At 44.6% G+C, this 22,545-nt stretch carries 23 protein-coding genes; 22 read left to right on the forward strand and 1 reads right to left on the reverse strand.

Going from position 1 to position 22,545, the window contains the following annotated elements; genetic code table 11:
• Nucleotides 1–16: 16 nt before the first annotated feature.
• From QNI08_RS06135 to spoVM, 16 genes are all read left to right on the forward strand, one after another.
• Nucleotides 17–892 carry a YicC/YloC family endoribonuclease gene (locus QNI08_RS06135; protein ID WP_285766546.1) on the forward strand — a complete coding sequence of 292 codons (876 nt, stop codon included), beginning with the start codon at nucleotides 17–19 and terminating at the stop codon, nucleotides 890–892.
• A gap of 54 nt (nucleotides 893–946) precedes the next feature.
• Nucleotides 947–1,210 (forward strand): extracellular matrix/biofilm regulator RemA, encoded by a 264-nt coding sequence (gene remA / locus QNI08_RS06140; protein ID WP_057913464.1) that lies wholly within the window; start codon nucleotides 947–949, stop codon nucleotides 1,208–1,210.
• Between the two features lie 10 nt (nucleotides 1,211–1,220).
• Entirely contained in the window at nucleotides 1,221–1,835 is a 615-nt protein-coding gene (gene gmk / locus QNI08_RS06145) for a guanylate kinase (protein ID WP_285766547.1), read from the forward strand.
• Nucleotides 1,836–1,838: 3 nt separating this feature from the next.
• Complete coding sequence (gene rpoZ, locus QNI08_RS06150) at nucleotides 1,839–2,045, forward strand: DNA-directed RNA polymerase subunit omega (RefSeq protein WP_285766548.1); 207 nt, start codon at nucleotides 1,839–1,841, stop codon at nucleotides 2,043–2,045.
• A gap of 246 nt (nucleotides 2,046–2,291) precedes the next feature.
• A complete protein-coding gene (coaBC, locus tag QNI08_RS06155; protein WP_285766549.1) occupies nucleotides 2,292–3,494 on the forward strand; it encodes a bifunctional phosphopantothenoylcysteine decarboxylase/phosphopantothenate--cysteine ligase CoaBC in 1,203 nt (400 codons plus the stop codon).
• A 6-nt stretch (nucleotides 3,495–3,500) separates the two neighbouring features.
• The gene (priA, locus tag QNI08_RS06160; RefSeq protein WP_285766550.1) at nucleotides 3,501–5,912 is read left to right on the forward strand and encodes a primosomal protein N'; all 2,412 of its coding nucleotides are present in this window, start codon (nucleotides 3,501–3,503) and stop codon (nucleotides 5,910–5,912) included.
• Nucleotides 5,913–6,005: 93 nt separating this feature from the next.
• A complete protein-coding gene (gene def, locus QNI08_RS06165; protein ID WP_285766551.1) occupies nucleotides 6,006–6,491 on the forward strand; it encodes a peptide deformylase in 486 nt (161 codons plus the stop codon).
• Nucleotides 6,488–7,447 (forward strand): methionyl-tRNA formyltransferase, encoded by a 960-nt coding sequence (fmt, locus tag QNI08_RS06170; protein ID WP_285766552.1) that lies wholly within the window; start codon nucleotides 6,488–6,490, stop codon nucleotides 7,445–7,447. Before def ends, fmt begins: the two co-directional genes overlap by 4 nt.
• Nucleotides 7,434–8,786 carry a 16S rRNA (cytosine(967)-C(5))-methyltransferase RsmB gene (rsmB, locus tag QNI08_RS06175; protein WP_285766553.1) on the forward strand — a complete coding sequence of 451 codons (1,353 nt, stop codon included), beginning with the start codon at nucleotides 7,434–7,436 and terminating at the stop codon, nucleotides 8,784–8,786. Before fmt ends, rsmB begins: the two co-directional genes overlap by 14 nt.
• Entirely contained in the window at nucleotides 8,786–9,880 is a 1,095-nt protein-coding gene (gene rlmN / locus QNI08_RS06180; RefSeq protein WP_285766554.1) for a dual-specificity RNA methyltransferase RlmN, read from the forward strand. Before rsmB ends, rlmN begins: the two co-directional genes overlap by 1 nt.
• A gap of 5 nt (nucleotides 9,881–9,885) precedes the next feature.
• The gene (locus QNI08_RS06185; protein ID WP_285766555.1) at nucleotides 9,886–10,635 is read left to right on the forward strand and encodes a Stp1/IreP family PP2C-type Ser/Thr phosphatase; all 750 of its coding nucleotides are present in this window, start codon (nucleotides 9,886–9,888) and stop codon (nucleotides 10,633–10,635) included.
• Between the two features lie 5 nt (nucleotides 10,636–10,640).
• The gene (pknB, locus tag QNI08_RS06190; protein ID WP_285766556.1) at nucleotides 10,641–12,665 is read left to right on the forward strand and encodes a Stk1 family PASTA domain-containing Ser/Thr kinase; all 2,025 of its coding nucleotides are present in this window, start codon (nucleotides 10,641–10,643) and stop codon (nucleotides 12,663–12,665) included.
• Nucleotides 12,666–12,688: 23 nt separating this feature from the next.
• Nucleotides 12,689–13,570, forward strand: coding sequence for a ribosome small subunit-dependent GTPase A (rsgA, locus tag QNI08_RS06195; RefSeq protein ID WP_285766557.1), 882 nt, complete (start codon nucleotides 12,689–12,691; stop codon nucleotides 13,568–13,570).
• Between the two features lies 1 nt (nucleotide 13,571).
• Complete coding sequence (rpe, locus tag QNI08_RS06200; protein WP_285766558.1) at nucleotides 13,572–14,219, forward strand: ribulose-phosphate 3-epimerase; 648 nt, start codon at nucleotides 13,572–13,574, stop codon at nucleotides 14,217–14,219.
• A 105-nt stretch (nucleotides 14,220–14,324) separates the two neighbouring features.
• Nucleotides 14,325–14,978, forward strand: coding sequence for a thiamine diphosphokinase (locus tag QNI08_RS06205; protein ID WP_285766559.1), 654 nt, complete (start codon nucleotides 14,325–14,327; stop codon nucleotides 14,976–14,978).
• Nucleotides 14,979–15,100: 122 nt separating this feature from the next.
• Entirely contained in the window at nucleotides 15,101–15,181 is an 81-nt protein-coding gene (spoVM, locus tag QNI08_RS06210; protein ID WP_034313769.1) for a stage V sporulation protein SpoVM, read from the forward strand.
• A gap of 176 nt (nucleotides 15,182–15,357) precedes the next feature.
• Here the strand turns inward: spoVM and rpmB are convergent, their stop codons facing one another.
• Nucleotides 15,358–15,546 (reverse strand): 50S ribosomal protein L28, encoded by a 189-nt coding sequence (gene rpmB, locus QNI08_RS06215; RefSeq protein WP_034313767.1) that lies wholly within the window; start codon nucleotides 15,544–15,546, stop codon nucleotides 15,358–15,360.
• 252 nt (nucleotides 15,547–15,798) lie between these two features.
• Between rpmB and QNI08_RS06220 the strand changes: the two genes are divergently transcribed.
• The 6 genes from QNI08_RS06220 (at nucleotide 15,799) to fapR (ending at nucleotide 22,532) form a co-directional block, all read left to right on the forward strand.
• Entirely contained in the window at nucleotides 15,799–16,161 is a 363-nt protein-coding gene (locus tag QNI08_RS06220) for an Asp23/Gls24 family envelope stress response protein (protein ID WP_061144584.1), read from the forward strand.
• 18 nt (nucleotides 16,162–16,179) lie between these two features.
• Nucleotides 16,180–17,850: a DAK2 domain-containing protein gene (locus QNI08_RS06225; RefSeq protein WP_285766560.1), complete on the forward strand. Its 1,671-nt coding sequence runs from the start codon at nucleotides 16,180–16,182 to the stop codon at nucleotides 17,848–17,850.
• A gap of 370 nt (nucleotides 17,851–18,220) precedes the next feature.
• Complete coding sequence (gene sdaAB, locus QNI08_RS06230; RefSeq protein ID WP_285766561.1) at nucleotides 18,221–18,883, forward strand: L-serine ammonia-lyase, iron-sulfur-dependent subunit beta; 663 nt, start codon at nucleotides 18,221–18,223, stop codon at nucleotides 18,881–18,883.
• A gap of 42 nt (nucleotides 18,884–18,925) precedes the next feature.
• A complete protein-coding gene (gene sdaAA, locus QNI08_RS06235) occupies nucleotides 18,926–19,810 on the forward strand; it encodes an L-serine ammonia-lyase, iron-sulfur-dependent, subunit alpha (RefSeq protein ID WP_285766562.1) in 885 nt (294 codons plus the stop codon).
• Nucleotides 19,807–21,858 (forward strand): ATP-dependent DNA helicase RecG, encoded by a 2,052-nt coding sequence (gene recG / locus QNI08_RS06240; protein ID WP_285766563.1) that lies wholly within the window; start codon nucleotides 19,807–19,809, stop codon nucleotides 21,856–21,858. Before sdaAA ends, recG begins: the two co-directional genes overlap by 4 nt.
• Before the next feature lie 116 nt (nucleotides 21,859–21,974).
• Nucleotides 21,975–22,532, forward strand: a complete 558-nt coding sequence (gene fapR / locus QNI08_RS06245; protein ID WP_057913446.1) for a transcription factor FapR — start codon at nucleotides 21,975–21,977, stop codon at nucleotides 22,530–22,532.
• The last annotated feature ends 13 nt before the right edge of the window (nucleotides 22,533–22,545 follow it).

The following is a 22,545-nucleotide window of genomic DNA, read 5'->3' on the forward strand; positions in this document are numbered from 1 at the left end:
GAATGGAAGTGGAACCATGGTTACCAGTATGACGGGCTATGGAAGAGAAGAAGCGGGAAACGGACAGGTCAATGTCTTTGCCGAGATTAAGACGGTGAATCATCGTTTTTGCGAATATACGATTAGAATGCCGCGCCAGCTTTTGGTTTTGGAAGAAAAAGTGAAGAAAAAAGCGAATCAATACATAAGAAGGGGACGGGTGGAAATCTTCATTACAGTCGAAGGTGGAAGCCTCATTTCCAAAAAAGTGAAGGTCGATTGGGATCTTGCCGATCAGTATGTAGGTTTGATGGCTGAAGTCAAGGACAAATACAAACTGGAAAGCTCCATTACATTACAGGATATGCTCCAGCTTGAATCGATTTTCATGACGGAAGAAGTGCCCATGGTTCCTCAAGACTTGGAAGCCTTATTATTGAAGGCAGTTTCGGGTGCCTTGGGGAACCTAATAAAAATGCGGGCTCAAGAAGGGCAGGAGCTGGCCCTGGACATGATCAGCCAGCTTAATAGGTTTGAGGAAATTGTAGCAGGCGTCAAAAACCATGCGCCTAGTGTTGTCGAGAAATACAAAGCCCGTCTGGAAACCAAACTGGCTGAGTTAACGGATGGACTGATTGAAGATGGCCGGATTGTGACAGAAGCGGCCATTTTCGCTGATAGATGTGATATAAATGAAGAGTTGACGAGGCTTGAAAGCCATGTCCAGCAATTCTCAGGGACGCTTTCAGAGAATGAAACGATCGGCAGGAAACTCGATTTCCTTGTTCAGGAAATGAATAGGGAAGTCAATACGATTGGTTCGAAGGCTAATGATTCTTACATTACCAAAGACGTGGTGGAAATGAAAAGCCTGCTTGAAAAATTAAAGGAACAGGTTCAAAATATCGAGTAGTCGGTTTATGATGAACGTAAAAAGGTGACAATAGAATAGGATTGGGGGACTAAAATGTCAATTAAGCTCATTAATATTGGATTTGGGAATATCGTATCCGCAAACCGGATCGTATCCATCGTGAGCCCTGAATCGGCTCCGATAAAAAGGATTATCCAAGATGCCCGGGACCGCGGATCCTTAATAGATGCTACATACGGAAGAAGAACCAGGGCCGTTATAATTACAGACAGCGACCATGTCATCTTATCCGCCGTCCAACCGGAAACGGTTGCTGCACGGCTTCAGGATAAAGATGACAGCGTAGAAGAGGGGTAACTGAAACAATATGAGAGAAAAAGGTTTATTAATCGTTTTGTCCGGACCATCCGGTGTTGGTAAAGGTACAGTAAGGAAGGCAATTTTTTCTCAGCCTGGAACGGCTTTTGAATATTCCATTTCGATGACGACAAGGCTGCCTCGCCAAGGTGAAGTCGATGGAGTGGATTATTTCTTCAAGAAACGCGAGGAATTCGAAGCATTGATCCAGGAAGGCAAACTGCTTGAATATGCTGAATTCGTCGGTAATTATTATGGGACGCCAGTGGATTATGTTCGTGAGACGATCGATTCCGGAAAAGATGTTTTTCTGGAAATTGAAGTTCAAGGCGCAAAACAAGTCCGCGAGAAGTTTCCTGAAGGGCTATTCATTTTCCTTGCCCCTCCAAGCTTGACTGAACTGGAAAGCCGGATCGTCACACGCGGTACCGAGACGGAGGAAGCAATAAAAGGGCGGATGAAAGTGGCCAAGGAAGAGATAGAACTTATGGATCTTTATGATTATGTCGTTGAAAATGATCATGTGGATGCAGCATGTGCTAGAATTAATGCAATAGTGATTGCCGAGCATTGCCGTCGGGAAAGAGTTGCTATTTTATATAAAAAAATGTTGGAGGCGGAATAAACTATGTTATATCCATCAATTGATTCCTTATTGTTGAAAATCGATTCTAAATACTCGCTTGTATCTGTGGCAGCCAAACGTGCCCGGGAAATGCAAATCAAAGATAATTGCCTTATCACCAAACCAGTTTCCCATAAAGCGGTGGGCCGCGCCCTTGAAGAAATTCATTCTGGCAAATTGACCTACGACAATGCTTACGAGGAAAACTAAGCGAGAACACATAAGCTTGACCTATCGGGCCTGACACCCTAAAGCAAACAGGATGCGTTACATGTGAAAGTTGCTTCCTTCCTGCGGCCAAGGTGTCAGGCCTGTTTGTTTTGATTTTTCCAATAAATGAAGCAGCGGGTGTGATGAAGGTGGGGAACCCTATATTTATTGCGCATATCAAATGATTTTTCTACAGTTTTCCTTCATAATTAAGAAATCTAGAATGTATAGTTAGGGGAAGTTTGCATGCTTATCGAGAAAAAAGTACTTCTTTGCGTCACTGGCGGTATTGCTGTATATAAGGCTGCTGCCCTGACCAGTAAATTAACACAGGAGGGTGCGCACGTAAAAGTGATCATGAGTGAATCGGCACGTCAATTCGTGACGCCCCTCACTTTCCAAGCGCTTTCGAGAAATGATGTGTACACGGATACGTTTGATGAAAAGGATTCTTCCGTAATTGCCCACATCGACCTGGCTGATTGGGCGGATATCATCCTTGTTGCCCCGGCAACGGCGAATGTCATTGGAAAGGTGGCTAATGGAATCGCCGACGATATGATCACGACCACGCTGCTGGCAACGGAAGCGCCCGTTTGGATAGCACCTGCCATGAATGTTCATATGTATGCCCATCCTGCCGTGCAGAAAAACATGGAGACACTTCGTACGTTCGGATATCAATTCATTGAACCTGGGGAAGGGTATCTGGCATGCGGGTATGTAGGCAAAGGGCGGTTGGAGGAACCGGAAACGATCGTCGAACACCTGAGGAGTCACTTTGCAGCAAGGAAACCGCAGCTTCTTGGAGGAAAGAAAGTCCTGATAACAGCAGGTCCAACCCGCGAAGCAATTGATCCTGTACGATACGTCACCAATCATTCCAGCGGAAAAATGGGCTATGCTTTAGCTGAACAGGCGATTGAAATGGGTGCTGAGGTGACATTGGTAACGGGGCCGGTGAATTTGATGCCGCCTTTGAAGGCAAATGTCATTCCTGTGGAATCGGCAGCGGACATGCATGATGCTGTTCTCAATCGCTACGATTCAAGTGATATTGTCATCATGACCGCTGCCGTCGCTGATTATAAACCGAAGTTCTATCATGTTCAGAAAATGAAAAAGCAGCCAGGGGAAAATGTGATTGAATTTGAAAGGACCAAGGATATCCTCAAGGAACTCGGTGACAATAAAGCGCATCAAACCTTGGTGGGCTTTGCTGCCGAAACGAACAATGTCGAAGAATACGCAAGAGGGAAATTAGTGAAAAAGAATGCGGATATGATCGTTGCCAATAACGTGACCATTGCAGGGGCTGGTTTTGGGACGGATACGAATATAGTGACCATTTACAAAAAAGACGGAAGTGCAATCGAGCTTCCCAAAATGAGTAAAGCGGATATTGCTAAAAGCATTCTGGCTGAAATATCCCGCAACCAAAAGGAATGATGTGTTATGGACATTGCATCCGTGATTGTGGATGTACCCGCCAAACAAACCGATCGTGAATTCGATTACCGCATACCGGAAAAGTGGAAACAAGTCATCATGCCTGGCATGCGGGTCATTGTGCCATTCGGTCCGAGAATGGTTCAAGGATTCGTCATTCGACTTAAAGACGAAAGCGAATTTTCGAAATTACGTTATATAAAAGAACCAATGGATTTGGAGCCGATCCTCAATGATGAATTGCTTCAGCTGGGGAACTGGCTGACCAAGGAAGCCATGTGCTTTAAAATTTCAGCGCTCCAAGCCATGCTTCCAGCAGCAATGAAGGCGAAATATGAAAAAGTCATCCATGTCATCGAAGATAGAAAGGATCGGCTACCGCCGATCATTCAACCATTTTTCGCAAGAAACGCTTCATTGTCCTGGAAAGAGGTGATCGATGGAGAGCATGCGTCCCTTTTTCAAAAAGAACTCCAAAATCGCAATCTGGAGCTTGTATATAATGTGAAAAACCGTCTTAATAAGAAAACGGTCCGTGTCATACAATCGCTGCTTTCAATCGATGAACTAAAAGCAATGGCATCAGGGCTTTCCGCTCAAGCAAAAAAACAACAGGAACTCCTTCAATATTTCATGGAACATCAAGAGCTGATCCCATTAAAAGAGCTGCTTGAAGTGACCCATGCATCCAGCAGCACCGTCAAATCACTCGTTTCGAAGGGGGCATTGGCGGAGCTAGATCAGGAAATTTATCGTGATCCTTATGAAAACCGTGTGTTCGAACCATCCAACCCCTTTACCCTAACGGATGAACAAGCAGCTGCCTTGAAGCCAATCCAAGAGAAAATACATCTTGATGAACATGATGTTTTCCTATTATACGGCGTTACCGGAAGCGGAAAAACGGAGGTATATTTGCAAGCGATCGCCTCCGTTATCGAAAAGGGAGAGGAAGCCATCATGCTGGTGCCTGAAATCTCCTTAACACCGCAAACGGTAAAAAGATTCAAGGAGCGTTTTGGCGAACAGGTCGCTGTCATGCACAGCGGTTTATCCGTTGGGGAAAAATATGATGAATGGCGGAAAATCCACCGGAAAGAAGTGAAAGTGGTAGTTGGCGCGCGTTCTGCCGTGTTCGCTCCGTTTGAAAACCTGGGACTGATCATCATTGATGAAGAGCATGAATCCAGCTATAAGCAAGAAGAAACGCCACGGTACCATGCGAGGGATGTCGCCATTGAACGGGCGAAATCCTATCGATGCCCTGTTATTCTGGGCAGTGCTACCCCTACACTTGAATCGTTTGCACGTGCCAAGAAGAACGTCTATAAACTGTTGACACTTAGCAGGAGGATGAATGAAAAGGCATTGCCGGCAGTGGATATTGTCGATATGAGGGAAGAGCTAAGAACGGGAAATCGTTCGATGTTCTCGGAGCTGCTTTTTAGCAAGCTGAAAGATAGGCTTGAACGGGGGCAGCAAACGGTCTTGATGCTGAACAAACGGGGACATTCCTCCTTTGTCATGTGCCGAAGCTGTGGATTGGTCATCAATTGCCCCAATTGTGACATCTCCCTCACCTATCATCGCTTTAATGATATAATGAAATGCCATTATTGTGGATTCGAAGAGGGGATGCCTCCCGTTTGCCCGGAATGCGAAAGTGAACATATACGATTCTTCGGTACGGGCACGCAAAAGGTTGAGGAAGAGCTCGCAAAAATTCTCCCTGAGGCGCGGGTGATTCGGATGGACGTTGATACGACGAGCAAAAAGGGCTCACATGAGCGGCTGCTCAATGCCTTTGGCGAAGGAAAGGCTGATATTTTGCTAGGAACACAGATGATTGCCAAGGGGCTGGATTTCCCCAACATCACCCTCGTGGGCGTTCTTTCGGCTGATACAATGCTGCATCTCCCTGATTTCCGCTCTTCGGAAAAGACTTTCCAATTGCTGACACAAGTCAGCGGCAGGGCCGGACGTCATCAGCTTCCGGGAGAAGTGGTCATCCAAACCTATACACCGGAGCATTACAGCATCGAGCTTTCTGCCCTGCAGGATTATGAAGCTTTTTATGAACGGGAGATGGATCTTCGCAGGAAAAGCCATTATCCGCCGTACTTTTACGTTGTCCTTATCACGGTTTCTCATGAGGATTTGATGAAGGCAGTGAGTGTCACTGAAAAAATCACCCATTATTTAGGTTCACGATTGAATCGAGACTCCATCATTCTAGGTCCTGTCGCTTCGCCTATCAGCCGAATCAACAATAGATATCGATACCAATGTCTGATAAAATACAAACGAGAGCCGGACCTTAATCGGCATTTGCGAACACTTTTAGAGCATTACCAAAAAGAAACGGCTCAAAACCACCTGCAGATAACGATCGATTTGAATCCGCAGATCATGATGTAATGATTGTTGAGTAGAATTGCCGCGAGCTGTTTCGAGCTTGCGTTTTTATATGATGCAGTGTTGTTTTTTATATTTAGGAGGGTACAGTGAATTTTGGCTATTTTACCGATCGTTTTGTTTCCAGAAAAAATTTTACAACAAAAATGTGATAAAGTAACAAGTTTTGATAAAAAATTGGCAAAGCTGTTAAATAATATGTATGAAACGATGGTGGAAGCGGATGGCGTAGGTCTGGCTGCACCGCAAGTCGGCGTTAAAAAGCAAGTGGCGGTCGTCGAACTGGATGAAGAGTCGGGCCACCTTGAACTGATCAATCCAGAAGTGCTGGAAATGGAAGGTGAACAGACGGGTGTGGAGGGCTGCCTTAGCTTCCCAAGTTTATATGGCGAAGTATCCCGTCCTTACCGCATCAAAGTGAAGGCACAAGACCGAAAAGGCAGCTTTTTCGAGATAGAGGCCGAGGATTTCCTCGCAAGGGCACTGCTTCACGAAATTGACCATTTGCAAGGGATATTATTTACAAGTAAGGTTTCGCGCTATATATCAGAAGAAGAGTTGGAAGGGTATGAAGAAGAATGACAAAAATTATCTTTATGGGGACACCGGATTTCTCCGTGCCAGTCTTGAAAAGGATCATTGACGAAGGTTTTGACGTGATTGCCGTCGTCACGCAGCCGGATCGTCCCGTTGGCCGTAAAAAGGTGCTTACGCCACCGCCAGTTAAAGTAGAGGCGGAAAAACAGGGGATCCCGGTTTACCAGCCTGAAAAAATCCGTGAAAAAGAAGAGCTCGAAAGGATTCTTGCATTGAATGCCGACCTGGTGGTGACCGCCGCATTCGGACAAATCCTCCCGAATGAATTGTTGGAAGCTCCTAAATACGGATGCATCAATGTACATGCATCCTTGCTTCCTGAACTTCGAGGAGGCGCGCCCATCCATTATTCAATTTTGCAAGGGAAAGAGAAAACGGGAATCACCATCATGTATATGGCGGAGAAATTAGATGCCGGAGATATATTGACGCAAGCTGAAGTGGTCATCGCGGAAGAAGATAATGTGGGAACACTGCATGATAAGTTAAGCAAGGTAGGTTCGGATTTGCTTGCGGAAACATTGCCGAAGCTTATCAATGGTGAATTGCAGGCAATCAAGCAAGATGAAGGCAAAGCGACCTTCGCACCGAACATCAAACGATCCGAGGAAAAAATCGATTGGTCCAAAACAGGGGAAAATATCTATAACCATGTACGCGGGCTGAACCCATGGCCAGTCGCCTACACAACCTTAAACGGATCGGTCTTGAAAATTTGGCAAGCTAGAAAGCTCGAATATGCCCATAAGGAAGCACCCGGGATGATCATTGAAGTGCAAAATGATGGTTTCATCGTTTCGACAGGCAATGAAACGGCGATACTGGTTACGGAATTGCAGCCTTCAGGCAAGAAAAAAATGCCGGCAAAAGATTACTTGCGCGGGGCAGGGTCATTCATTAAAGAAGGCATGAAGTTAGGAGAACAGAATGAAGCAAACTAAAAAGGGAGTACGTGAAATTGCTCTCGATATTTTGGAATCTGTAGAGAAAAACCAATCCTACAGTAACCTCTTACTGAACAACTTGATCAAAAAGCATCAATTATCCGCTGTTGACAGCGGTTTGCTTACGGAAATAAGCTATGGAACGATACAGCGTAAGCTAACATTGGATTACTTTTTGAGTCCGTATATTAAACAACCGAAAAAAACGCAAAGCTGGGTCATCAATTTGCTTAGGCTGTCTGTTTACCAAATGGTCTATCTAGATAAAGTTCCGGACCATGCGATCATTTTCGAGGCAGTTGAAATTTCCAAAAAACGCGGACATAAAGGTACATCCTCCATGGTTAATGGTGTGCTTCGCAACATCCAGAGAAATGGCGTTCCTTCGCTTGAGGCAATTAAAGATGATCTTGAACGGCTTTCCATCGAAGTGAGTCATCCAGTTTGGCTGATCAAACGCTGGGTGGAACAATTCGGTTACGATAAAACCAAGGAAATGTGCGAAGTGAACTTATCGGCACCGTTGCAGACGGGACGGGTCAATTTAAAGAAGATTTCTCGCAGTGAATTAATGAGCATATTAAGGGAAGAAGGATATGACGTCGAAGCAAGTGAAGTCGTCCCCGAGGCCATCATCAGTTATAAAGGCAATCTTGCCCATTCAGAAAGTTATAAATTGGGGTACTTATCGATTCAAGATGAAAGCTCAATGCTTGTTGCCCATGCGCTGGGAGCTAATGATAATGATGCCGTTCTCGATTGCTGTGCTGCTCCTGGAGGTAAAACGACCCATATCGCAGAAGGTCTGACGACAGGACAGGTATATGCGCTTGATCTCCATGAACATAAGGTCAAGCTCATTAAAGAGCAGGCTGAGAGGCTGAAGCTGAGGAGCAACATCAAGACCATGGCACTCGATAGCAGGAAAGTCCAGGAACATTTCAACAAAGAAGGGTTTGACCGGGTCTTGATCGATGCGCCATGTTCAGGATTGGGAGTCATGCGCCGGAAGCCTGATGTAAAGTATACAAAAACAAAAGATGATATAATGAAGCTCTCAAGTATTCAAAAGCAATTATTGGAAGCTGCTGCACCGCTTGTAAAGCAAGGCGGACGGTTAGTATATAGTACATGCACGGTCGACATGGAAGAAAATGACCAAGTGGCCATGGCGTTTTTGAAAGACCACCCGGATTTTGAGAGCGACCCATCCCTGTCCGAAAGAATGCCCGAAAGCGTTCAGCCGTTTATCGAGGGCAATACGCTGCAAGTTTTTCCGCAATATTTTAGCAGTGATGGATTCTTTATTGCGAGTTTTAGAAAGAAGGTGCTGTAATGGCAGAAATAACTAAATCATCCAGAGTAAGAAAAGACACAACGCCAGAAAAACCATCCATCTATTCACTGGAACTTCACCAAATTAAAGAATGGATCATTCGAAATGGCGAGAAGGCTTTTCGGGCCGATCAAGTTTACGATTGGCTATATAAAAAGCGGGTCTCCAGCTTTGAAGATATGTCCAACCTTTCAAAATCTTTACGCGATAAACTGGAATCACATTTCACATTCACTACGTTGAAAACGCTGATTCAGCAAACGTCAAATGATGGAACGATGAAGTTTTTATTTGAACTTCATGATGGATATTCGATTGAAACCGTGTTGATGCGCCATGAATATGGAAATTCCATTTGCGTGACAACACAGGTTGGTTGTAGAATTGGTTGTACCTTCTGTGCATCGACATTAGGTGGATTGAAGCGGAATCTTGAAGCAGGCGAAATAGTTGCACAGGTCGTTAAAGTCCAGCAAGCACTTGATGAAGTGGAGGAACGTGTCAGCTCCGTCGTCATCATGGGGATTGGGGAGCCGTTCGACAACTACGATAATATGATGTCATTCTTGAAGAATATAAATCATGAAAAAGGCTTGAATATCGGAGCCCGTCATATTACCGTCTCCACAAGCGGGATCATTCCAAAAATCTACAAATTTGCAGAGGAGAGCATGCAAATCAACTTTGCTGTTTCACTTCATGCACCGAACACGGAATTGAGAAGTAAATTGATGCCGATCAACAAGGCCTACAAACTACCTGACTTGATCGAAGCCATCAAATACTATACAGAAAAAACAGGACGTCGTGTAAGTTTTGAATATGGACTATTCGGCGGCGAAAACGATACAGTCGAACACGCCGAAGAATTAGCCAGTTTGATAAGCGGGATAAAATGCCATGTCAATCTTATACCGGTTAATTATGTACCGGAACGCAACTATGTACGTACACCTCGGGATCAGATTTTTGAGTTTGAAAAAACATTGAAAAAGCGCGGTATCAATGTGACGATCCGAAGGGAACAAGGCAGTGATATCGACGCAGCCTGCGGCCAGCTTCGGGCCAAGGAGCGCAAAGAAGAGACGAGGTGACCCTATTGAGGGCGATATTTAAAACAGACCGTGGTAAAGTCCGGCAGCATAATGAAGATAATGGCGGAATCTTTAAAAACTCGGAGGGCGTTCGCCTTGCCATCGTTGCAGATGGCATGGGCGGCCACCGTGCCGGTGATGTAGCAAGTGCGATGACGATTGAGCTTTTGGAAAAAGGCTGGGAGGCATCCAGTGGAATTGAAACGGCAAATGATGCCGAGGAGTGGCTAAAACAGCACATCGTCCTCGTCAATCATTCGCTTTTTGAATATGCAGAGGCACATACGGAATGTAAAGGGATGGGAACCACCGTTGTTGCTGCTATATGCACTGACAAGTTTGCAACGATTGCCAATATTGGGGACAGTCGATGTTATCTGTATAATGAGAGTGGCTTTAAGCAGGTTACGGAAGATCATTCACTTGTTAATGAATTGGTCCGCTCCGGGCAGATCTCGAAAGAAGATGCCGAGAACCATCCACGAAAAAATGTTTTATTGCGAGCCTTGGGTACAGAAATGCAAGTTGAAATGGACATCACTACGGTCATTTTTGAAGAAAGTGATTTATTGTTGCTTTGTTCGGATGGCTTGACGAATAAAGTGAGTGAACAGGAGCTTGAAGTAACGATTACAAATGGGCAGTCTCTTGAGGAAAAGGCAAATTCATTAATTGATAAGGCCAATCACTACGGTGGGGAAGATAATATCACCCTTGTGCTTGTTCAATTTACTGATGAAAGCGAAAGCAGGTGAATTGAATGCTGATTGGCAGAAGAATCAACGGCCGTTATAAACTGATTGAAATGGTCGGTGGCGGCGGTATGGCGAATGTTTACCTTGCTAGGGATATGATTTTGGATAGGGATGTTGCCTTGAAGATCCTTCGCATGGACTTCAACAATGACGAAGAGTTCATCAAGCGCTTCAACCGGGAAGCTCAATCGGCAACCAGTTTGGCCCACCCCAATATCGTGAGTATTTATGATGTTGGCGAAGAAGATGCCATCTATTATATCGTCATGGAGTATGTGGACGGTTTCACACTTAAGCAATACATACAAAAATATTACCCGATCCCAGTCGAAAAAGCCTTGGACATCATGAGGCAAATCACGGCAGCAATTTCCCATGCCCACCATAATGGGATCATCCATCGTGACATCAAGCCACAGAACATATTGATCGATAAAGATGGAACCGTCAAAATAACGGATTTTGGGATCGCCTTGGCCTTGAGTGCAACTAACATCACTCAGACGAACGCCGTCTTGGGATCCGTCCATTACCTATCTCCGGAACAGGCAAGGGGCGGAATGGCCAATAAGAAATCGGATATTTATTCCCTTGGCATCGTCATGTTTGAATTGCTGACGGGCAGATTGCCTTTCTCGGGAGAATCAGCCGTGTCGATAGCGCTTAAGCATCTACAATCGGAAACCCCTTCGCCAAAACGGTGGAACCCGGAAATACCTCAGAGTGTAGAAAACATAATTTTGAGAGCGACAGCGAAAGATTCATATTACCGGTATGAAAGCGTAGATTCGATGGAAGAGGACATTCGTACGTCGTTGAATCCCGAACGATCAAATGAGCAGCCCTTCACAATACCGGAAGATCATGATGCAACGAAGGCGATCCCCATCATTACGGATGATCAGCTTCCCAGCATTGATGAGACGATCATAAGAGGCCCGGAAAAAAACACGGTAGTCTATGCGGACGAAGGTGAAGATGATTCCGAAGAAGTAGTGAAAGTGAACAAAAAACAAAAGAAACAGAAAAAACAAAAAAAGAAATCAAAACAAAAGGACAAAAAACGAAGGAGATTGCCAGCCATTTTGGTGACCATCTTTTTGGTCCTTGCGCTTCTTGCTGTCTTATCCGTCACGATAGGACCTTCCCTTTTAGGCTCAAAGGAAGTGACGATTCCTGACCTTAAAGGGAAGGAATTGGATGATGCCATTACGGACTTGCTTAATCTGGATTTGGTCGTCGGCGAAACGATTGAGATCGAGGATGAAGAGGTTGAGCAAGGACTGGTGATCAAAACCAATCCGAAGGAAGGGAAAACCGTCAAGGCAGGTGCGAAAGTCGATATTTATCAAAGTGTGGGTAAAGAAACGATATCGCTTTCCAACTATGAAGGCAGGAATTACTCGGATATAAAATCCTTGCTTGATAATATGGAATTCAAAAACACGCTCGTGACCTACAAATATGATGAAAGTGCACCAGGTACGATCATAGATCAGACACCATCTGGCGCCACTGAAATCGTCCCCTCGGAAACGGAACTTGCGTTAACGGTCAGCAAAGGAGAAGATTTATTGAGTCTGAAAAACCTTAAGGGGTTCAATGAAGCTGGCCTAAATGATTATTCCAATGAAAGTGGGATAAAGATCGATGTGGAAGAAGAGGTATATGATGATTCCGTCGACAAGGGGCTGGTCATTTCCCAATCGCCTGAACCGGGTACAAAGGTGGAAAAAGGGAGTACCGTGAAAGTCGTCGTCTCAAAAGGGAAAGAAGAGATCCCTCCCAAGACCGTAACGGAGGAGATCAAGATCGAATATGATCCAATCGAGCCTGACAAAGCGCAAAAAATTCAAATTTTCATTGAGGATATCAACAATAGCATGACGGAGCCCAAGGAATCATTTTTTATCGTGGAAGATGCCAAGCGAACGATTGATTTGACGGTTTCGCCAGATAAAAAAGCAGGCTATAAAGTCATGAGGGACAACCAGGTCATCATCGACAAAACCGTCTCTTATCCCGACTAAATATAATAATTAGGAGTGTGGCTATGCCCGAAGGAAAAATTATTAAAGCACTAAGCGGATTTTATTATGTGCTTGATGGGGAAGAAGTTTTTCAATGCCGCGGACGGGGCGTATTCAGGAAAAATAAAGTGACGCCGCTCGTTGGTGATGATGTGGTGTTCCAAGCTGAAAACAAAACGGATGGGACCGTCACTGAAATAAAACCGCGGAAGAACGAATTGATCCGTCCGCAAATTTCAAATGTGGACCAAGCGATCCTCGTCTTTTCAGCAGTTGAACCTGACTTTAGTCCGGCGCTGCTTGATCGTTTTCTCGTATTGATTGAAGATAACGAAATTGAGCCCATTATCGTCGTGACGAAACTAGACTTGGTCACTTCTGAAAGCCGGACGAAATTGACCGATTACATCAGAGATTATCGCAAACTTGGATATACGGTATTGGAAACATCCTCGGTAACCACAGGGGGCATTGAAGAACTTGTTCCTTATCTGGAAGGGAAAACGAGTGTATTTGCCGGTCAGTCAGGAGTTGGGAAATCCTCTTTGCTCAATGCAATCAACCCTGAGCTGGCTCTAAAGACGGATGACATATCTTCACACCTGGGCCGGGGAAAACATACTACGCGTCATGTTGAATTGATTCATATTGGCTCCGGACTTGTCGCGGATACGCCTGGTTTCAGTTCACTTGAGTTCATGGAAATGGAAGCTGAACGATTATCCTACTGTTTCCCCGAAATGCATAAGCATGGAGAGGAATGTAAATTCAGGGCTTGTTTGCATGACAAGGAACCCAAGTGTGCCGTGAAGGAAGCGGTCGCATCGGGGGAAATTCCGCAATATCGGTATGAACATTATATGCAATTCCTGGAAGAAATTAGAGATAGAAAGCCGAGGTATTGAAATGGTTAAAATAGCACCTTCAATTTTATCAGCTAACTTTGCAAAATTGGGAGAAGAAATACTTGATGTGGAAAGAGGAGGGGCCGATTTTATCCATGTGGATGTCATGGATGGGCAGTTTGTACCCAACATTACGATCGGACCATTAATAGTGGAGGCCATTCGGCCTGTGACAAACCTTCCGCTTGACGTTCATCTCATGATCGAGCAACCCGACCGTTTTATCGAGGCGTTCGCAAAAGCGGGAGCCGACTATATAACGGTTCATGTAGAGGCCTGCACGCATCTTCATCGCACCATCCAGTTAATTAAGTCATTCAACGTCAAGGCAGGGGTGGTTCTTAACCCGGCCACGCCAGCTTCCTTGCTTCAACCTATAATCGGAGATATTGATATGGTGCTGTTGATGACGGTCAATCCAGGCTTTGGCGGGCAAAAATTCATTACATCCGTTTTGCCGAAAATCGCTGAAGTGAAAGCGATGGCGGACATCCATAATCAGGATCTGGAAATAGAGATCGATGGCGGGGTCAATGAAGAAACGGCGAAGCTTTGTATTGAACAAGGGGCGACGGTCCTAGTGGCCGGGTCAGCCATATATAATCAGGAAGATCGCCGTGCAGCGATTCAAAAGATTAGGGGAAATTAAGATAAAGCCGACATTATCAATACCAATGATAATGATCGGCTTTTTTTTAAACAGTTACACAAATAAATCTCGTATAAGCATATACGTGAACAAGGGATGATGATCATGATCATAAGTATAATGGCTGGCGGACCGCAATCGCTTTGGCCCGAATTGGCAAGTTACAAGGAAATGACCGATGTTTGGGTGGGGGTTGATAGGGGAGTATTGGCTTTGCTTGAAAGTGGGATCGAACCTCAATATGGCTTCGGGGATTTTGATTCGGTTTCGCAAGGAGAATACAAGGAAATTGTACAAAGGCTTCAGCATATAAACTTATATTCTTCCGAAAAGGATGAAACTGATTTGGAACTCGCCTTTAATTGGGCAATCAATCAAAAACCGAGTGAAATTCACATCCTTGGCGCCACTGGAGGAAGAATAGATCATTTTCTTGGCAATATCCAGCTCCTCCAAAAGGAAAGCATCCTTCCCCTTCATGCCGATATGGATATATACATAGTTGATCGACAAAACCTTTTCACGGTCAAGACGGCAGGCTCTTATGAGGTCCCTGCACTGGAGGATAAGAAGTATGTCTCATTCCTTCCAGTAACATCGGAAGTCACTGGCATCACGCTGAGAGGATTCAAATACCCGCTGAGGGATCGCAGCTTGGAGATAGGTTCGACGCTCTGCATCAGCAATGAACTAATTTCCGATTCTGGGAATGTTTCATTTAAGGAGGGCATATTAATGATGGTAAGAAGCAGAGATTAAAATTCATGCTTAAAGCAGATACGGATATAACGCAGATCATCCTATATCCGCTTAAAAGCTTACGTTGTAATAGAAAAATTCCACTTCATCTTAATTTGTGGGATGCAAAGAGGAGGGGCATGATGAAATTTTATACAATTAAATTGCCAAAAGTTCTGGGCAGTTTGGTAAGGGCTATGCTCGGAGCGTTTAAAAAGGGCTGATACTTATTCTACATCACACCTCTCGGATTTTAGGGAGGTGTTATTTTTCGGATTCCGGGGATAATGAATGTGCGGCCGTCGATTAATGGGTGATGAATCTCTGGTGCGGATAAACCATCCCCATTAAATAGTCAGCCAATTCAAGTAAAAAGGCATCCTTAGAGGATGCCGTAACATTATACGCGTTCTACTTTGCCCGATTTAAGAGCTCTTGCAGAAACGTATACACGTTTAGGTTTACCGTCAACTAAAATACGTACTTTTTGAAGGTTAGCGCCCCATGTACGCTTGCTAGCGTTCATTGCGTGAGAGCGGCTGTTACCAGAACGAGTTCTTCTTCCAGTGATTACACATTTACGTGCCATGTTAAATTCCCTCCTAACTACACCAAGCTTAAGTTTTTAGAGTCATCTTAAGTCTTTGTAAAATACTTTAATAATTTATCATACCTACCGCGAGAATGCAATACTTCAGTTAATTACTTTCAAGAAAATTACCTTGACATACATACTGTAAAATTGAATTATATTAAGTACCATAAGACATTTACTTTTAAAACCTTATACATTATAGTAAAATGTCTTTAGTTGACTTGATTTTTGGGAGGGAAAAGAGAAATGTCTATTGAATTACAAACGAAATATGGACAAATTGATATCTCTAATGATGTTATCGCAACTGTAGCAGGCGGAGCAGCAGTGGATTGCTACGGAATTATAGGAATGGCTTCCAAAAAACAATTTAAAGATGGCATTGCTGAAATTTTAAGAAAAGAAAACTTTACTAAGGGTGTTATAGTCCGTCAAGAAGAGGAAGAAGTCCATATCGATATGTATATCATCGTAAGCTATGGAACAAAAATCTCGGAAGTTGCTCATAACGTGCAATCGAAGGTAAAGTACACTCTGAACAAAACTGTAGGATTAGCGGTTGATTCCGTAAACATTTTTGTCCAGGGAGTTCGTGTGACGAACCCTTAAGTATAGGAGGAAAGTTTAGTGTCAATTACAAGTTTAAATGGAAAGCGCTTTGCAGAAATGATCATTCAAGGTGCCAATCATTTGGCGGCAAATGCCCAGATGGTTGATGCGTTGAATGTTTTCCCTGTCCCAGATGGAGATACCGGGACCAATATGAATTTATCGATGACTTCCGGAGCGAAGGAAGTGCAAAATAACGTCCAGGAACATATCGGAAAAGTGGGCACATCACTTTCAAGAGGATTGCTGATGGGCGCTCGCGGCAATTCTGGTGTTATCCTTTCTCAGTTGTTTCGCGGCTTTGCAAAAGCGATTGAACATAAATCGGAAATCAATAGTGAAGAATTCGCCCAAGCATTCGAAGCAGGTGTGCAAACAGCTTATAAGGCTGTAATGAAGCCTGTCGAAGGAACCATATTAACGGTTGCAAAAGATGCGGCAAAGCAAGCGGTTACATCTGCAGCCAAGCATCAAGACCTCATTCAGGTAATGGAAGAAATCGTTACGGAGGCCAATGCTTCTTTGAAACGCACACCTGACCTTCTGCCGGTTCTGAAAGAAGTGGGTGTCGTTGACAGCGGCGGTCAAGGCTTGGTGTTCGTATATGAAGGCTTCCTTGCTGAACTGAAGGGTGAGGGTCTTCCAGCCCGTTCTGAACATGGGCCAAGCATGGATGACATGGTCAGTGCCGAGCATCACATGAACGTCCAAGGGCATATGAACACGGAGGATATCGTGTTTGGCTATTGCACGGAATTCATGGTCCGGTTAGAAAGTGAAAAGCTGGGCAATAAATCTTTCGATGAAGAAAAATTCCGTAATGATTTAAGTGAATACGGTGATTCATTATTGGTCATATCAGATGATGAGGTCGTCAAAGTACATATTCATTCAGAGCAGCCTGGAGAATGTCTTAATTACGGACAGCGGTACGGTAGCTTAATCAAAATGAAAATCGATAATATGCGCGAACAGCATACTGCGATTGTGGGTGAAACGAATACCCCGCTTCAAACCAAGCCGGCAACCAAGGATAAATACGGTGTGGTGTCAGTGGCGATGGGAACAGGCATCAGTGAATTGTTCAAAAGCATCGGCGCCAAGTCCGTCATCGAGGGCGGTCAAACGATGAATCCTAGCACGGAAGATATCGTTAAAGCGGTAGAAGAGGCATATGCCGAGCATGTCATCATCTTGCCTAACAATAAAAATATCATTATGGCTGCCAACCAAGCAGCTGATGTCCTTGGTGACCATGTGACGGTCGTTCCAACCAAAACGGTACCACAGGGAATGGCCGCCTTGTTGGCATTCAATCCATCACTTGATGCTGCCGAGAATGAAAAAGCGATGAGCGAAGCCATTTCACATGTGAAAACAGGCCAAATCACTTTTGCTGTACGTGATACCAACATTGATGGTCTTTCCATTGAGACTGGGGATTTCATGGGCATAGCAGAAGGAACCATCAAAGTGAAGGATAAAGACAAGACGCAAGCGGCAAAAGCTCTTCTCACAGATATGATTGACGAAGATGCTGAAATCCTGACGATATTATATGGGGAAGATGCCAATGCGGAAGAAGTCGAAAATCTCGTCACATTCTGTAAGGAGAATTTCGAAGACGTTGAAGTGGAAGTCCATAATGGGAAACAGCCTTTGTATTCTTTCATTTTTTCAATTGAATAAATAATCTTCATGATAATAAAGACAGAGTTTTTCTTTCTCTTATGAACATGAACGAATAAAAAGGCAAGAAACTGCATATGTCATTAGGCTATGCAGTTTTATTTTTTTGTTTTCGCAATCTTTGTTGCTGTTCACCAAGCGATTCGGTGCGGTAGACTTCCCCTCCAGTGCTTGCTTATCCAGAGGGCGGCCGGTGAGCCTCCCTTGCGTGAACACTCGTACTTCCACTAGTTTCTTTTATAGCCACAATCTTTACGAAAACAAATGATCGAGATGAACGGCCTGATTGGAATTAGGGTCAATATGACGTTATTATTAAACTAACAAAAGCCTTTCCCTTGATTTCAAATAGCTGAAGGAGGAGCAATGGATGAAATTCAGAAGTGTATTCGATATAATAGGTCCTGTTATGATTGGCCCCTCTAGTTCCCATACTGCCGGAGCTGCAAGAATTGGGAGGGTGGCCAGGAATTTATTCGACCGTGAACCTAAATGGGCCCATATTTCTTTTTATGGATCGTTCGCTAAAACCTACAAAGGACATGGGACGGATGTAGCCATCGTAGGAGGGTTACTTGATTTTGATACATTTGACGAGAGAATTAAAGAATCGTTGGATATAGCCCGCAAGAAGAAAATGAAGATTACTTTCCGGGAAGAAGAAGCTGTTCCTGAACATCCCAATACAGCAAAAATAACAGTGGGGGATGAGGATGGTGAACTTGAACTCGTAGGGATATCGATTGGCGGGGGGAAGATTGAAATTGTCGAATTGAATGGGTTTAAGTTAAGGCTTTCGGGCCATAACCCTGCCATACTCGTCGTGCATGATGATAGATTCGGGGCCATTGCCAGTGTTTCAAACATTTTGGCTAAGCATCAAATCAATATTGGTCAGATGGAAGTTTCCCGCAAAGAGAAAGGGAAGATGGCTCTGATGACGATTGAAGTGGATCAAAACCTTGAAGATCAAGTCATTGATGAAATTACTGCACTCCCCAATATCACCCAAGTAGCGAGGATTGTTGATTGATAAAGCAATCGAGTCGTTTCCACTTAGGAAGGAGAAGATACCATGTTTCGAAATGTTGCGGAATTGATAGAATTAGCTGATTCAAAACAGAAAAAAATATCAACATTGATGATAGAACAGGAAATGGAAGTGACCGGCAAAAGCCGTGAACAAATCATCCACCAAATGGGAGTCAATCTGGATGTGATGGAACAGGCTGTTGAAAAGGGCCTCCAGGGTGTAAGGTCCGTTTCTGGACTTACGGGAGGCGATGCAGTCCTGCTTCAGAATTATATTGAATCCGGTAATGCCCTATCGGGTGGTTTGCTTTTGGATGCTGTAAGCAAGGCAGTGGCCACAAACGAAGTGAACGCAGCAATGGGAACCATTTGTGCGACACCCACTGCTGGATCTGCAGGGGTCGTGCCCGGAACCCTTTTTGCCTTGCAAAACAAATTAAAACCAAATCGGGATCAGAAAATAGAGTTCTTGTTCACTGCAGGTGCTTTCGGTTTTGTTGTTGCGAACAACGCTTCTATTTCTGGAGCAGCCGGAGGCTGTCAAGCGGAGGTCGGGTCGGCTTCGGGAATGGCAGCGGCTGCAATCGTTGAAATGGCGGGGGGAACACCTGCACAAAGCGCCGAAGCGATGGCAATCACATTAAAGAACATGCTTGGTCTTGTGTGTGATCCGGTGGCTGGGCTGGTTGAAGTGCCATGTGTGAAACGGAATGCAATGGGAGCGGCCAATGCAATGGTTGCCGCTGATATGGCGTTGGCAGGGATTACGAGCCGTATACCCTGTGATGAGGTGATTGATGCGATGTATAAAATCGGGCAGACGATGCCATCGGCTCTTAGGGAAACTGCACAAGGAGGGTTAGCGGCTACACCGACTGGACGGGAGTTGGAGGCAAAGATTTTTGGCTTGCCGCTTAATAAAAAGTGACCTCCGCCATTTTTGAGCCGATAACGGCAGTGAAAGGAATTGGGAGCGAAACGGCGGCAGCCCTGGGGGAAATGGAGATTCATACCGTCAAGAATCTCCTTGAACACCTTCCATATCGTTATGAAGATTACCGTTTGAGGGACTTGGAAACGGTGGAACATGACGAGCGCGTTACTGTAGAAGGAAAAGTCCATACCATACCCACTTTAGGGTACTTTGGAAAGAAAAAATCAAGGCTCACGATTAAATTATTGACTGGGAGATATTTAATAAATGTCATTTTTTTTAACCAGCCATATTTGAAGCCGAAACTTGCGATAGGGGAATCCATAACGGTAACCGGAAAATGGGATCGTCATCGCCAAACCATTACAGGCTCAGAGTGCCTTATTGGCACCCAAAGCCGTGAAAAAGAATTTGAACCGGTTTATTCCGTGAAGGGCAGCATCACGGTCAAAGGTTTGCGCCGCTTCATCTCCAATGCATTCACCCAGTATGGATCCATGATTGAAGAGAATTTGCCGCCGCAATTGTTGGCGACATACAAATTGATGCCGCGTAATGATGCTCTTCGTATGATGCATTTTCCTTTATCGGCTGATGATATCAAGAAAGCGCGGCGCCGTTTTGTGTATGAGGAATTTTTATTGTTTCAATTGAAAATGCAGGCATTGCGTAAAGTGCAGCGGGAGCAATCAAAAGGAATCGGTCAGGAATTCGACATCAAGTCGGTGGAAGCCTTCATAGAAACGCTTCCTTTTCCATTAACACATGCTCAAATTCGAGTTGTCGATGAAATCTTGAATGACATGAAATCCCCTTATCGAATGAATCGCCTTCTTCAAGGCGATGTTGGGTCAGGAAAAACGGTTGTGGCTGCGATCTGCCTGAAGGCGGCGATTACAGCGGGTTTCCAAGGGGCCCTCATGGTCCCGACGGAAATTTTGGCTGAGCAGCATACGCAATCATTGAAGGCGATGCTTGAGCCGACTGGAGTGAAGGTAGCATTATTGACCAGTTCGGTGAAGGGGAAAAAGCGCCGGGAGTTATTACACATGCTTGAATCGGGTGAGATCGATCTTTTGATTGGAACGCATGCTTTGATACAGGATGAAGTGAATTTTCGAAACCTTGGTCTTGTCATAACGGATGAACAACACCGTTTTGGGGTGGAGCAACGCCGGATTCTTCGTGAAAAAGGTGCGAATCCAGATGTTTTATTCATGACGGCAACACCGATTCCGCGCACGCTGGCGATTACCGTTTTTGGTGAAATGGATGTTTCGACGATAGACGAAATGCCGGCTGGACGCAAGGCGATCGAAACATATTGGGCGAAACATCAAATGCTCGACCGGATCTTGTCTTTTGTTGAAAAGGAACTTAAAAATGGAAGACAGGCTTACGTCATCTGTCCATTGATCGAGGAATCGGAAAAGCTCGATTCCTTGCAAAATGTTTTGGATGTCCATGCCATGCTGACACAGTACTTTACCAATCGGTATCAAGTGGGGCTCATGCATGGGCGCCTTCCTGCGGACGAAAAAGAAGAAGTCATGCAGCAGTTCAGTGAGAATGTTGCGCAAATACTCGTCTCTACGACTGTTGTAGAGGTTGGAGTGAATGTTCCAAATGCAACGGTAATGGTCATTTATGATGCAGAACGCTTTGGGCTTTCGCAGCTGCATCAGCTGCGGGGTAGGGTAGGACGGGGAAGTGATCAATCCTTTTGCATTCTCCTGGCTGATCCAAAAACGGAGGTCGGTAAAGAACGGATGAAAATCATGACAGAAACAAATGATGGCTTTGTCCTTTCAGAGAAGGATTTGGAACTTCGCGGCCCTGGGGATTTCTTTGGTAAAAAGCAAAGCGGCCTGCCTGAGTTCAAAGTGGCTGACATGGTCCATGATTACAGGACCTTGGAAGTGGCCCGCGAGGATGCCGCGAAACTGATCGCTTCCCGAAGCTTTTGGCATTCACAGGAGTATGCGCCATTACGTAGTTATTTAGAGGGTACAGGGGTGTTTACGGGAGAAAAGCTGGACTGAATAAATGATATCGAATAGCAGATTGCGAGAATTTCGACAATATCTTGCAATCTGTTTTTAAAATATATATACTACTATTAGTACCTAGTCATAATACTACGGATGGTGACCTTCAAATGCGAAGAAACAAGAAGGAACGCCAGCAATTATTAATCGAAACGATTAAACAGAATCCTTTTGTAACGGATGAGGAGCTGGCTGAAAAATATTCGGTGAGCGTCCAGACAATTAGGCTTGATCGGCTTGAATTATCGATACCGGAACTGCGTGAACGCATTAAGAACGTGGCCGAGAAAAAATTCAGTGACGAAATCAGGGCTTTGCCTTTGGATGAAATCATCGGGGAAGTAATAGATCTTAATTTAGATGACAATGCCATTTCAATCTTGGATATAAAAAAAGAGCATGTCTTCAAGCGGAACGGAATTGCCAGGGGGCATCACCTTTTTGCCCAAGCTAATTCATTGGCAGTTGCGGTCATGAATGATGAATTGGCACTGACTGCAAAGGCATCCATTTTATTTACTCGTTCCGTGAAGGAAAATGAAAGAGTGGTAGCCAAAGCGAAGGTTAAAAGCGTAGATCACACCAATGATCGTTCAGTGGTGGAGGTCAGGAGCTACGTAGGTAATGAGCTGGTTTTTAAAGGCGAGTTCGAAATGTATCGCTCTTAACTTTCTAGTAAAG

The organism is Peribacillus folii (assembly GCF_030271255.1).
In the GTDB taxonomy this organism is placed as follows: domain Bacteria; phylum Bacillota; class Bacilli; order Bacillales; family DSM-1321; genus Peribacillus.

What these genes read in the sequence shown, in the direction of transcription:
- QNI08_RS06220 (WP_061144584.1), top strand. Translation starts at nt 15,799, where the DNA reads ATGTCTATTGAATTACAAACGAAATATGGACAAATTGATATCTCTAAT.
- fmt (WP_285766552.1), top strand. Translation starts at nt 6,488, where the DNA reads ATGACAAAAATTATCTTTATGGGGACACCGGATTTCTCCGTGCCAGTC.
- rpoZ (WP_285766548.1), top strand. Translation starts at nt 1,839, where the DNA reads ATGTTATATCCATCAATTGATTCCTTATTGTTGAAAATCGATTCTAAA.
- remA (WP_057913464.1), top strand. Translation starts at nt 947, where the DNA reads ATGTCAATTAAGCTCATTAATATTGGATTTGGGAATATCGTATCCGCA.
- priA (WP_285766550.1), top strand. Translation starts at nt 3,501, where the DNA reads ATGGACATTGCATCCGTGATTGTGGATGTACCCGCCAAACAAACCGAT.
- fapR (WP_057913446.1), top strand. Translation starts at nt 21,975, where the DNA reads ATGCGAAGAAACAAGAAGGAACGCCAGCAATTATTAATCGAAACGATT.
- sdaAA (WP_285766562.1), top strand. Translation starts at nt 18,926, where the DNA reads ATGTTTCGAAATGTTGCGGAATTGATAGAATTAGCTGATTCAAAACAG.
- pknB (WP_285766556.1), top strand. Translation starts at nt 10,641, where the DNA reads ATGCTGATTGGCAGAAGAATCAACGGCCGTTATAAACTGATTGAAATG.
- rlmN (WP_285766554.1), top strand. Translation starts at nt 8,786, where the DNA reads ATGGCAGAAATAACTAAATCATCCAGAGTAAGAAAAGACACAACGCCA.
- rsmB (WP_285766553.1), top strand. Translation starts at nt 7,434, where the DNA reads ATGAAGCAAACTAAAAAGGGAGTACGTGAAATTGCTCTCGATATTTTG.
- rpe (WP_285766558.1), top strand. Translation starts at nt 13,572, where the DNA reads ATGGTTAAAATAGCACCTTCAATTTTATCAGCTAACTTTGCAAAATTG.
- rsgA (WP_285766557.1), top strand. Translation starts at nt 12,689, where the DNA reads ATGCCCGAAGGAAAAATTATTAAAGCACTAAGCGGATTTTATTATGTG.
- QNI08_RS06205 (WP_285766559.1), top strand. Translation starts at nt 14,325, where the DNA reads ATGATCATAAGTATAATGGCTGGCGGACCGCAATCGCTTTGGCCCGAA.
- sdaAB (WP_285766561.1), top strand. Translation starts at nt 18,221, where the DNA reads ATGAAATTCAGAAGTGTATTCGATATAATAGGTCCTGTTATGATTGGC.
- rpmB (WP_034313767.1), bottom strand. Translation starts at nt 15,546, where the DNA reads ATGGCACGTAAATGTGTAATCACTGGAAGAAGAACTCGTTCTGGTAAC.
- gmk (WP_285766547.1), top strand. Translation starts at nt 1,221, where the DNA reads ATGAGAGAAAAAGGTTTATTAATCGTTTTGTCCGGACCATCCGGTGTT.
- QNI08_RS06135 (WP_285766546.1), top strand. Translation starts at nt 17, where the DNA reads ATGGTTACCAGTATGACGGGCTATGGAAGAGAAGAAGCGGGAAACGGA.
- spoVM (WP_034313769.1), top strand. Translation starts at nt 15,101, where the DNA reads ATGAAATTTTATACAATTAAATTGCCAAAAGTTCTGGGCAGTTTGGTA.
- coaBC (WP_285766549.1), top strand. Translation starts at nt 2,292, where the DNA reads ATGCTTATCGAGAAAAAAGTACTTCTTTGCGTCACTGGCGGTATTGCT.